Origin of the sequence: Sphingobacterium sp. UBA3519 (genome assembly GCF_002377215.1) — a bacterium.
Classification (GTDB): domain Bacteria; phylum Bacteroidota; class Bacteroidia; order Sphingobacteriales; family Sphingobacteriaceae; genus Sphingobacterium; species Sphingobacterium multivorum.
Genome location: NZ_DFPI01000009.1, coordinates 67,104 through 77,837, shown reverse-complemented (window position 1 = coordinate 77,837; position 10,734 = coordinate 67,104). Strand labels below are relative to the sequence as shown.

The window sequence follows — 10,734 nt, the reverse complement described above, 5'->3', positions numbered from 1 at the left end:
ATAAATTTGAGACAGCTTCTTTATATTATTGACTAAATAAACTGAATTATTCAGCAATTACTTCGAAAGGAACTTGAACTTTCACTTCTTTGTGTAAGTTTAAGTTAGCGATGTATTCACCTAATTCTTTAGGTTCAACTTCGAAAGTGATACGACGACGATCTACATCAAAACCTTTTGCTTTCAACGCATCAGCAATTTGGATGCTGTTTACTTTACCAAAGATTTTACCAGATTCACCTGCTTTAGCACCAATTGAAAGTTTGATAGCTTCCAATTTACCTGCTAATTCAGTAGCGTCTTTTTTGATTTTTTCTTGTTTGAACTGAGCTTGTTTGATGTTCTCAGCTAAAACTTTCTTTGCAGATTCAGTCGCTTGGATAGCAAATCCTTGCGGGATTAAGTAGTTACGACCGAAACCTGGTTTTACATTAACGATATCGTTTTGCTCACCTAAGCCTTTGATATCTTGTTTTAAAATTACTTCCATTCTCTATCGTCCTCCTTATTTAATTGCATCAGCTAAGTAAGGTAATAAGCCGATGTGACGAGCACGTTTAACAGCTTGAGCTACTTTACGTTGAAATTTCAAAGATGTACCAGTTAAACGACGAGGTAAGATTTTACCTTGATCATTTACAAATTTCATCAAAAAGTTAGCATCTTTATAATCGATATATTTGATACCATTCTTTTTGAAACGACAGTATTTTTTACGGTTGTCCTCTACTTTAGGAGCAGTTACGTATTGGATATTTTCGTTAGCCATTAGTTTGCGCCCTCCTCAGTTTTAGTTTCAGCTTTTTTGTTGAATGCACCGCTACGTTTTTTCTCGTTGTATGCTTTGGCATGTTTGTCTAAGCTTACAGTCAAGAAACGCATAATGCGCTCATCACGTTTGTATTCAACCTCTAATTTATTGATTAATTCACCTGGAGCCTTGAATTCAGTTAAGTGATAAAATCCAGTAGTTTTTTTCTGGATTGGATACGCTAATTTTTTCAAACCCCAATTGTCTTCAGCGACAATCTCGGCTCCGCCTTCTGTTAAGATGTTTTTGAATTTTGCGATTACTTCTTTCGCAGCATCATCAGAAAGCAACGGGGTAAGAACGATTACAGATTCGTACTGTTGCATTTTGTTAATTAATTTTGTTATTTAAAATTCCACTTTTGTGGAAGTGCAAAGGTAGTTATTATATTGTTATGTTGCAATGCTTTGAAATAAAAAAGTTTAGACCCTTTCCTGGAATCTAAACTTTTTCTCAAACAAATTCGACTATATCTTAGTTCAATTTCTTTAATTCTTCTTTGATAGCTGCCTGGATTTTTTCGCTAATAGGCACTAAAGGAAGCCTTAATTGATCTTTTCCAATCCCCAATTCCTGCAGAATGTATTTTACACCAGCTGGGTTTCCTTCAATAAAACATAGATCTGTGATGTTAAGAAGTTCATTGTGTATTGATCTAGCTTCGGCATAATTGCCTTCAGCACATAACTTCGCTAATGTGGCTACCTTTTTCGGTAACGCATTTCCGATCACTGAAATGATACCAGCAGCGCCAAGCGACATCATCGGCAAGGTAACCGGATCGTCTCCGGAAATCAATAGAAATTCTGCTGGTTTATCCCGTAGAATTTCGCTGAATTGTGCAAAATTGCCGGAAGCTTCTTTGATGGCTACGATATTCGAAAAATCATTGGCCAGTCGCAATGTTGTCTGTGCTGTTATATTGCTACCCGTACGTCCAGGTACATTGTATAAAATAACCGGAAGTGGAGAGGCGCTTGCAACAGCCTTATAATGCTGGTAAATGCCTTCTTGTGTTGGTTTGTTGTAGTAAGGAGATACCGATAGAATTGCGCAAAAACCTGTTGGATCAAAGTTTTTAATTTGCTCCACAATTTCGGCTGTATTATTTCCACCAATTCCAGCAACCAAGGGTAGTCTACCGTTCACGCGCTTGACAGTAAAATCCCAGATGCGCTTTCGTTCATCATTGGTTAAAGTGGCAACTTCTCCAGTTGTACCTAAAGAAACCAAATAATCCATACCTTCGTTGATTTGCAAGTCAATTAGCTGACCTAATGCTTCGAAATCAACAGATTCATCTGAGTTAAAAGGAGTGACTAATGCTACTCCTGCGCCGTGAAGCTCGTTCATCTTGTTTTTGTATTTATATAAATTTAATTAAAAAAACTTACTTGGGATTAATGAGTTCAAATAGTTCTTGATCATTAATCATCGGGATACCCAATTTTTCAGCCTTCGCTAGTTTGGACGGTCCCATTTTATCTCCTGCCACGAGATAGCTTAGTTTGGCAGAAATGGAAGATAACATCTTTCCGCCATTGCTTTCAATTACAGCTGCCAGCTCTTCACGTGAATGTTCTGCAAATACACCGGAAATCAGAAAAGTTTTCCCTTCAAGTGAATTGCTCGCCAGGATAATCTCCTTTTCCTCAATTTCGAAATTTAAGCCATAATTCCGCAGTGCAACAATCTGTTGTTGATGAATTGGATTGTCTAAGTATTCTTTGACGCTCTCCGCGATACGGCGTCCAATATCTTGTACTCCTTCGATTTCTTCTGTTGAGGCTTGGGCTAGCGCATCAATATTTTTGAAATGCTGCGCCAATTTTTTTGCAATTGTCTCGCCGACATGACGTATTCCAAGCGAAAACAAAACTTTTTCAAAGGGTTTTTCTTTGGATTTTTCAATGCCATTGAGCATGTTATCGATTGATTTTTGACCGAAACGTTCCAGTTGTTGTAGGTCATCTTGATGGTCTTTCAGGCCATAGATGTCAACGATGTTGTGTAGCAAACCTTTCTTGAAGAAAGTATCCACGGTCTCATCTCCCATTCCTTCGATATCCATCATTTTTCGTCCGATAAAATGTTGCATTTTGCCAACAATTTGCGGCGGACATCCAGTTTCATTCGGGCAGTAGTGTACTGCTTCCCCTTCTTGCCGTATAAGTACTGTGCCACATTCCGGACAGGAAGTCGGGTAGACAAAACTTGTCGATCCCGATAACCTTTTGTCGAGGTTTACCCCAATTATTTTAGGGATAATTTCGCCCCCTTTTTCCACAAAAACAGTGTCATCTTCGTGTAGGTCGAGACGTGCGATTTCATTTGCATTGTGTAAGGAAGCGCGTTTTACGGTTGTGCCTGCCAGCTGTACAGGTTGAAGATTGGCAACAGGTGTAACAGCGCCGGTACGTCCAACTTGATAACTAATCGAGTTAAGAATGGTTTCTACACGCTCGGCTTTGAATTTATAGGATATTGCCCAACGTGGATTTTTGGCCGTAAAGCCAAGCTCTTCCTGTTGTGCGTAATCATTTACTTTAATAACGATTCCATCAATTTCATATCCTAGGTTGTGACGTTCGACATCCCAATAGTCAATAAATGCAAAAACATCGGTTAATGTACTGCATTTTCTGCTATGCTCGCTGACGTGGAATCCCCAGTCTTTGACATGGTTTAAGCTATTCCAATGATCGTGAAATAGATTTGTTCTGTTGTCGCAGTACAAAAAGTAAAGGAAACAGTCCAATGGGCGCTTGGCAACTTCAGCAGAATCTTGGAGTTTGATGGTTCCAGAAGCGAAATTTCTTGGGTTGGCATAGGTTTGCTCCTCATTATCGGCTCGTTCCTTATTCAGGCGGAGAAAAGCTGATTTATGCATAAATATTTCACCTCGTATTTCGAATTGATCTGGATAATCTCCTTCTTTGAGTTTGATCGGGATAGAACGAATCGTTTTAACGTTGTTGGTGACAACATCGCCTTGTGTACCATCCCCGCGTGTAACGGCTTTACTTAGTAAGCCATTTTCATAAGTCAAGCTGATGGATAAACCGTCAAATTTTAATTCACAAACATACTCGAACTGATCGCCGATGATTTTGCGGATCCGCTGGTCGAAGTCAAGTAATTCCTCCTGATTGTATGTGTTGCCCAATGAAAGCATTGGCCAGCGGTGTTTTTCCGTTTGAAATCGGGAGGTAATGTCTCCACCAATACGCTGTGTAGGGGAGTTGGGGTCGGCAAAGTTGGGATATTGAGCTTCCAGCGCTTCGAGTTCCTTTAATTTGAGGTCGAAGTCGTAGTCCGAAATAACACTGTTCGCCAATACATAGTATTGATAGTTATAATGGTTGAGCTCTGCCGTTAAGTCTTTTATCTTTTTTTCAATATCCATCACCAACATTTTGCAAAATTACAAATAAAAAGTACGTTTAAATAAAATAAATAAAGAATCTTGTTGTAATGACTGCTTTATTTTTAAAATGCGGTTTTCTGCATTTTGTGTTTTGGGAAAATAATATGCTATTTAAAATCCTCTGGATTTAGCTGTGAAAATTTATGTTTGTTATTTGTGTAAAAATCAATGATAATTGATTTTCTGTAATGCCCTTTTGTATTTTCTTTTGCCTTGTATTTTTTTCGTTTTTTAGCATTTTTGAAAATATTCAAGAAGAAATACTGATGCGCACGACTGATTGCCCAAGCATCCTTAGGTTTTCTGTCGATCAGAAACTTAGCAAGGGCAGCAAAGTCAAACCAAAGCCTGATGAAAATAATCCATATGGCTTTGCCTAACGGAAGGTTTTTTTGCAGCATGACCATATTATTCCTAAAATTGAGGTAAGTCTTTTTGGGATTACTTGCATTGAGGGTTCCTCCACCAACATGATAAACAACAGATTTAGGGCAATAACCTATGCCGTAGCCCATTTTCTTTAATCGCCAACACAGGTCGATTTCCTCCATATGAGCAAAGAAATCTTCATCAAGGCCATCTGCTTCCTTCCAGGCTTTTGAGCGAATAAAAAGCGCAGCTCCAGATGCCCAAAAGATCTCAGATTCCTTATCGTACTGTCCCGCATCATCTTCTACTTCATGTAGGATTCTCCCTTTGCAGAATGGAAAGCCAAAGTAATCCAGATAGCCACCGGCGGCTCCGGCATGTTCAAACTTCTGCTTGTCATGAAATGAACGTATTTTGGGCTGTGCTGCTGCCAGGGAAGGGTTTCTTTCCAAGTATTCAATCACGGGTTCAATCCAGTTTTGGCTCACTTCGACATCCGAATTCAGGAGTACATAGTAATCAGCATCTACACGCTGCAGTATTTTGTTATAACCTCCTGCGAAGCCATAGTTTTTATCATTTTCAAGTATAGTAATCGTCGGATAGTACTGTTTCACAAATGAAATTGAATCATCATCGGAGGCATTGTCTCCAATGACAAATTCGACATTCGGATACGAACTATTATATACGGATGGCAAAAATTTTTCCAGGAAAAATCGACCATTCCAATTGAGGATAACGACAGCTACTTTGGGTAATTTACTCATTTTCTACGTTTTCTTTTCCAGCGATTATGTGACCATAACCAATATTCTGGGTTTTCACGAATAAGCTGTTCAGCAAATTGATTGTGTATATCGGTAATTTCATGCTCGCCAAAGCCACTTGGATCTTCGATTAAAGTAACGAATTTACAGAAATACTGCCCTCTTTTGGGCTTTCTTCCGATATAACAATAGACCACAGGTGCTTTACTTATTCTAGAAAGTCTTTCGGCTCCTGTATAGACCAATGTTTCCTGATTTAGCCAATTAATAAAATAATCGGAATCCGAATACAGCGGTGTTTGATCCGCAACGAGTATACTGATATTGGGCTGGCCCTTCAACTTGACGATATGACGGAGTATTTGTTTCATTGGTACCATTTCGGCGCCAAACCGTCCCCGCATGTCATTGTACACCGTGTCAATGTCTTTGTTGTTGAGTGGTTTGTATACTATCAGTGTAGGGAAGTTTGTGATTAAACTCAAACGGTGAATACCAAGCTCCCAATTGGCATAATGTGAAGTCACCCCGATTACGTTTTTGCCTTCCTCGAGGTGTCTCGTCAATTCTTCTACATCTTCCAAAGTCATCTTTTTCTTGACTTCCTCAGCCGTAATCGTTTTCAATTTGATCGATTCGACAAGGAGATCCGGGAAAAAACGGTAAAACTTTTTGGCGATAACCAGGCGTTCTTTATCCGTTTTTTCTGGAAAAGCATTCTTTAAGTTTTGAAATACAATATTCTTCCTATATCCAATCATATAGTAGAGTATGTAATAAAGCCCATCGGAGATCAAATATAGAAACCAATAGGGGAGAAGAGAGATGATATAGATTAATGCGTTTAACGCTTTTTGTTTCATGCTATAGCTAAAATTCCCAGTGTTCTTTACAAATATCCTTAATTTAAGTTATTTTTGCGTCACTTATAACAAAAATCATCAGTTTTTATGGAATCGCAGTTATTACTTCCGGCATGTTATCTTCCACCAATATCTTATTTTCATACAATACAAGAGCATAATCTTCCTTTGTTCATCGAGAAATACGAGCATTTTCAAAAGCAGAGCTATCGTACGCGGGCACGCATTGCTTCAGCAAATGGTGTGCAGGATTTGATCGTACCCATTCAACATGGCAATAAAGAACGAGTTCCCATGAAAGATATTCGGATAAGTTATGAATTTAACTGGCAACGTTTACACTGGTTAAGTATACAGACCGCTTACCGGAGTTCTGCATATTTTGAGTATTATGAGGATGATTTTATACGGTTTTACGAAGGTAAATATGACTATCTCGTCGATTTTAATGTGGCCCAGCTGGAGCTTATTCTAAAATCAATCAAACTTAAACGAACAATAGGGTTTACAGAAGCGTATGTGGCCGAGCCGTTAGAAGCGATCGATTTCCGCAACCTTATACATCCCAAAAAAGAAAGTATATGGCCTGATCCAAAAGAATATTATCAGGTTTTCTCTGATAAAAATGGATTTTACCCAGATTTGAGTATTATCGATTTGTTGTTCAACCAAGGGCCGCAATCAAAAAGTTATCTATAGTCGGACGATTTTTTGAACAAAATGCGTTTAATATTGTTGTTATTCAATATTGAACGCATTTAAATGAAACAATTCTTTTTTACTTTTCTCCTTCTTTCTTTGTGTTGGAGCTCTATACGGGCTCAGGGCGGCGTTGATACGATACATTATCGAAAAGTTTACTATTGGGGTACAACCGGAATGGGTTTTCCGATCGGGAAAACCAAAGATATACTTTCGCCAAAGTTTTCGGGTAGTATTGGTTTAGATATATCCCTGAAAAATTCTATGTTTTTTGTATCCCCCACGCTTTATACACTTTCATTTAAGTACAAACAACCCTTAATTGATCCCGATTTCGAATACCGCATAGAAGATGCCAATACGAATTTCTATACTTTTTCATTCTCGGGCGGGATTAGGAAACAGATGCGTAGACTGAATATCTACGGTTTTGCTGGGCCTGGCGTTGGTCTGGCGAGTGAGCCGAGAGCGCGTGTGCTAGCAGATCAAAAGCTCGTCAAGATGGAGAATAAAAATCATCTGAATTTTTCCAGTAAATTGGGGGCTGGCGCAGATTACAAATTTAATGGCTTCTTTTTAGGGCTCGAGCTTGGTTATCTCCATAATTTTAGGAAGATACAGGATAGGCCTGTTAATATTTTTACCGTCATGATCGGGTTAAAATCCGATATCACGCAGATTGGAGACAAAGTCATTGACGTCATCGGTATAGACGGTTCCATCAGTGGTAAAAAAGACAAAAAATAAATTTATTGTTTTAAGACCTGAATGGTGTCTCCAACATGTGCTTCGGCGTCGCTTCCTGTTTTTTTAACTTTTTCCGTCTGTTCAACCGCTACCGCAAATGTGGAAGGCACAATGCCCGCGCCAAATTTAATGGCATAAAACTTGGTGAATTCTGCCCCAAAATACAATATCGCAGCCGAATAGTAGATCCATAATAACATGACAATTATCGATCCTGCGGCTCCATAAAAGCTGGCTGTGGAAGAGAGATTCAGATAGATTGAAATGCCGTACCGGCCTAACATGAAAAGTAAACCTGTAAAAATTGCTCCCCCGAGCATGTCTCTGAATTTTACTTTGGCATCGGGAAGGAAAGAAAAGATAAAGCCAAATAAAATGACAATGACCGAGAAAGTGATGCCTGTATTTACCCACGAGATAAGCGCAATGGGAATAAAGGGGAAATAGGTCATAACTAAATTGGTCACGGCAACGATAACTCCATTGATCATGAGTGAAGCAATTAGTAAAAAGCCCAAGGCGATCACGATGGAAAAAGAAATCAATCTATTGATGATTAATTTTAACCAGCCTTTTTTGGGTTTCGGTTTTACTTTCCAGATATTGTTTATGGAGTCTTGTATATCAACGAATAAGGTCGTAGAGGAGAGAATCAATGTAACAATACCTATCGTGATCCCCATATTGGATTTATTCTCGAAAGTTATCTTTTGAAGATAGGACTGGATCTGCGTTGTTACATCCTGTCCAAAAAGAACCATGACTTCCTCCAACACCTGATCCTGCGCCGAAGATCCACTCTGAAGATGTTCTCCGTAGAAGAAGCCGATACACCAGATCACAATCATAAGAAGTGGGCCGATGGAGAAGACGGTATAGTAAGCCAATGAAGCACTCTTCTTCATACATTTGTCATCATTGAATCCATTAAAGGCATCAACTAAGACATGCCAAATGTTTTTCCAGTAGGCGAGTGTAAATAAATCTCGTAGTGTAACGTGCTTCATAATAAGATGATCAGCCCCAATAATCGTGCAAATTGCTATTCTTGGTTTTGTTCCTGATACAATTTGTCGATTACGGCTTCGTTCTCTTTTAAAATAATTTTTCGTTTTAAACTCAATTTTGGTGTCAATTGACCGTCGTTGATTGTCCATTCCTTTGGAAGAAGAATAAATTTCTTGACAATTTCCCAATGCCCAAAGTTAGTAGATAATCGGTTAATTTCTTCCTGATATTTTTGGATTACTTCTGGATTTTTGATGATTTCTTCGTTTGAACCACTGGAAATACCTTTTTGGCTTGCCCATTTTGACAGCACATCAAATGCAGGAACAATCAAGGCTCCAGGAAATTTTCTATTTTCTCCGAAAACCATGACTTGTCCGATTAATGTAGATTCCATGAGTTTGTTTTCAATGGATTGGGGGGCAATATATTTACCACCTGCCGTCTTAAACATTTCCTTTTTTCGATCGGTGATTTTAAGGAAACCATCGGATGTTATTTCTCCGATGTCGCCTGTTTTGAAGAATCCATGATCGTCAAAAGCCTCTTTCGTGGCTTCTTCATTTTTATAATAGCCAGTCGTGATACTAGGACCTTTGACAAGGATTTCGCCATCTGAAGCAATTTTAACTTCTAAGTTTTTGAGGGGTTTCCCTACCGTCCCAAATTTCAATCCATTGGGTAAGTACGAGTTTACCGCAATTACGGGAGAGGTTTCAGTTAACCCATAACCTTCGAGCACTTTAAGTCCAGCAGCCCAGAATACACGCGCTAAACGTTCTTGAAGGGCAGCGCCACCTGACACGATAATTTTAATATTTCCGCCAAGAGCTTCTTGCCATTTGGAAAATATGAGTTTTCTAGCAATCGCAAGTTTGAGATTGTAAAGCGGTCCATTTCGTTCAGGTTCTTGAAATTTCAGTCCGAGATCAACAGCCCAGAAGAAAATTTTCTTTTTTAATCCCGTTAAGGCTTTCCCTTTTTCAATAATCTTATCGTATACTTTTTCCAGTACACGCGGTACTGTGGTGAAGACATCCGGTTTGACATCGTTGATATCGGCAACGACATTGTCTAAGGTTTCCGAAAAATAGATCTGGATTCCTTTCGAATAGTACATATATACTACCATGCGTTCAAAGATATGGCATAGCGGAAGAAAGCTTAGCGCCGTTTTGAAATCTGATCGGATGAGATGATTGCAGGCCAAGACGTTGCTGTATACATTTTTGTGGGACAAGTATACGCCTTTAGGACGTCCTGTGGTACCTGAAGTGTAAATTAAGGTTAGCAGATCATCTTCTGTGACTGCATCACGAAGCGGAGCTAGATCAGTTGAGTCATCTTTTGCTGTTTCGATGAATGTTTTTAGCTGGGTATAATTTTCAATGGCATCAAAAGTATACAGTTGTGGGTGTATACCGTGCTCCCTGATCGCTTGTTCAATACGGTCTGTCAATTCGCTGTTGCTGACAAAGAGTACATTGACATCCGAGTCATTCACGATAAATGAAAGATCCTGTGCAGATAATGTGGGATAGAGGGGAACAGTTGCGAGACCGATTTGATTGCAGGCAAAATCAACTAAATTCCATTCGGGACGGTTGCCGGACATGATTCCGACCCGATCACCTTTTTTGAGGCCTAGTTTAAGTAACGCCCTGCTTAAGGTGTCAATCGCGTCGGTGTACTCTTTGGTAGAATACGTTTTCCACTGGCCGTTTCCATCTCGACCTGCCACCATGATGTCCTTTGCGTATTTTTCTTTATATAAGGTTATAAAGTCAAAAATTCTGCCCATATCACTTGAGTTTATTTGGTTACTACTACATGCTGTATTGATCTAAATATACAGAAATAAAGTTGGATAATTCGGGATTATTGTCATAACAAATTAAACATTGTTTCGTTATAGCTGTAGTGGATATTTACCCTATTGAAAAGGTCCTTCATAGGGGAAGTTCTGGTAAATAGTTTTTATGTGCACTGCAATATATTGCATATAAAAAGCAATTTATCTATGTTTGAAAAAAATGT

Annotated in this window: 11 protein-coding genes; 2 read left to right on the top strand and 9 right to left on the bottom strand. The window is 39.0% G+C overall.

What is annotated here, in order from left to right:
• Positions 1 to 46: 46 nt before the first annotated feature.
• The 7 genes from rplI to B3297_RS04000 form a co-directional block, all read right to left on the bottom strand.
• On the bottom strand, positions 47 to 490 hold the full coding sequence (gene rplI, locus B3297_RS04030) for a 50S ribosomal protein L9 (protein WP_046671751.1): 444 nt from the start codon (positions 488 to 490) through the stop codon (positions 47 to 49).
• Between the two features lie 15 nt (positions 491 to 505).
• Positions 506 to 769 carry a 30S ribosomal protein S18 gene (gene rpsR / locus B3297_RS04025; RefSeq protein WP_028071347.1) on the bottom strand — a complete coding sequence of 88 codons (264 nt, stop codon included), beginning with the start codon at positions 767 to 769 and terminating at the stop codon, positions 506 to 508.
• The gene (gene rpsF, locus B3297_RS04020; protein ID WP_046671750.1) at positions 769 to 1,137 is read right to left on the bottom strand and encodes a 30S ribosomal protein S6; all 369 of its coding nucleotides are present in this window, start codon (positions 1,135 to 1,137) and stop codon (positions 769 to 771) included. The genes rpsR and rpsF overlap by 1 nt, the downstream gene beginning before the upstream one ends.
• A gap of 148 nt (positions 1,138 to 1,285) precedes the next feature.
• Complete coding sequence (dapA, locus tag B3297_RS04015; protein WP_070566060.1) at positions 1,286 to 2,164, bottom strand: 4-hydroxy-tetrahydrodipicolinate synthase; 879 nt, start codon at positions 2,162 to 2,164, stop codon at positions 1,286 to 1,288.
• 37 nt (positions 2,165 to 2,201) lie between these two features.
• Positions 2,202 to 4,226 (bottom strand): NAD-dependent DNA ligase LigA, encoded by a 2,025-nt coding sequence (gene ligA / locus B3297_RS04010; RefSeq protein WP_070566058.1) that lies wholly within the window; start codon positions 4,224 to 4,226, stop codon positions 2,202 to 2,204.
• Between the two features lie 119 nt (positions 4,227 to 4,345).
• Positions 4,346 to 5,377, bottom strand: coding sequence for a glycosyltransferase family 2 protein (locus B3297_RS04005; protein ID WP_070566056.1), 1,032 nt, complete (start codon positions 5,375 to 5,377; stop codon positions 4,346 to 4,348).
• Positions 5,374 to 6,240 (bottom strand): lysophospholipid acyltransferase family protein, encoded by an 867-nt coding sequence (locus tag B3297_RS04000; protein WP_070566054.1) that lies wholly within the window; start codon positions 6,238 to 6,240, stop codon positions 5,374 to 5,376. The genes B3297_RS04005 and B3297_RS04000 overlap by 4 nt, the downstream gene beginning before the upstream one ends.
• Positions 6,241 to 6,327: 87 nt before the next feature.
• On the opposite strand from B3297_RS04000, the gene B3297_RS03995 reads away from it, so the two are divergent.
• Positions 6,328 to 6,939 (top strand): WbqC family protein, encoded by a 612-nt coding sequence (locus tag B3297_RS03995; protein WP_070566052.1) that lies wholly within the window; start codon positions 6,328 to 6,330, stop codon positions 6,937 to 6,939.
• Between the two features lie 63 nt (positions 6,940 to 7,002).
• Positions 7,003 to 7,689, top strand: a complete 687-nt coding sequence (locus tag B3297_RS03990; RefSeq protein ID WP_070566050.1) for a hypothetical protein — start codon at positions 7,003 to 7,005, stop codon at positions 7,687 to 7,689.
• Between the two features lie 2 nt (positions 7,690 to 7,691).
• On the opposite strand, the gene B3297_RS03985 is transcribed toward B3297_RS03990, so the two are convergent.
• Positions 7,692 to 8,696, bottom strand: coding sequence for a YihY/virulence factor BrkB family protein (locus tag B3297_RS03985; RefSeq protein ID WP_070566046.1), 1,005 nt, complete (start codon positions 8,694 to 8,696; stop codon positions 7,692 to 7,694).
• Positions 8,697 to 8,731: 35 nt separating this feature from the next.
• The gene (locus B3297_RS03980) at positions 8,732 to 10,498 is read right to left on the bottom strand and encodes an AMP-dependent synthetase/ligase (RefSeq protein ID WP_070566044.1); all 1,767 of its coding nucleotides are present in this window, start codon (positions 10,496 to 10,498) and stop codon (positions 8,732 to 8,734) included.
• Positions 10,499 to 10,734: the final 236 nt, after the last annotated feature.

Bases quoted from the DNA above. Each gene is read 5' to 3' on its own strand.
- rplI (WP_046671751.1), bottom strand. From the start codon at position 490: ATGGAAGTAATTTTAAAACAAGATATCAAAGGCTTAGGTGAGCAAAAC.
- rpsR (WP_028071347.1), bottom strand. From the start codon at position 769: ATGGCTAACGAAAATATCCAATACGTAACTGCTCCTAAAGTAGAGGAC.
- rpsF (WP_046671750.1), bottom strand. From the start codon at position 1,137: ATGCAACAGTACGAATCTGTAATCGTTCTTACCCCGTTGCTTTCTGAT.
- dapA (WP_070566060.1), bottom strand. From the start codon at position 2,164: ATGAACGAGCTTCACGGCGCAGGAGTAGCATTAGTCACTCCTTTTAAC.
- ligA (WP_070566058.1), bottom strand. From the start codon at position 4,226: ATGTTGGTGATGGATATTGAAAAAAAGATAAAAGACTTAACGGCAGAG.
- B3297_RS04005 (WP_070566056.1), bottom strand. From the start codon at position 5,377: ATGAGTAAATTACCCAAAGTAGCTGTCGTTATCCTCAATTGGAATGGT.
- B3297_RS04000 (WP_070566054.1), bottom strand. From the start codon at position 6,240: ATGAAACAAAAAGCGTTAAACGCATTAATCTATATCATCTCTCTTCTC.
- B3297_RS03995 (WP_070566052.1), top strand. From the start codon at position 6,328: ATGGAATCGCAGTTATTACTTCCGGCATGTTATCTTCCACCAATATCT.
- B3297_RS03990 (WP_070566050.1), top strand. From the start codon at position 7,003: ATGAAACAATTCTTTTTTACTTTTCTCCTTCTTTCTTTGTGTTGGAGC.
- B3297_RS03985 (WP_070566046.1), bottom strand. From the start codon at position 8,696: ATGAAGCACGTTACACTACGAGATTTATTTACACTCGCCTACTGGAAA.
- B3297_RS03980 (WP_070566044.1), bottom strand. From the start codon at position 10,498: ATGGGCAGAATTTTTGACTTTATAACCTTATATAAAGAAAAATACGCA.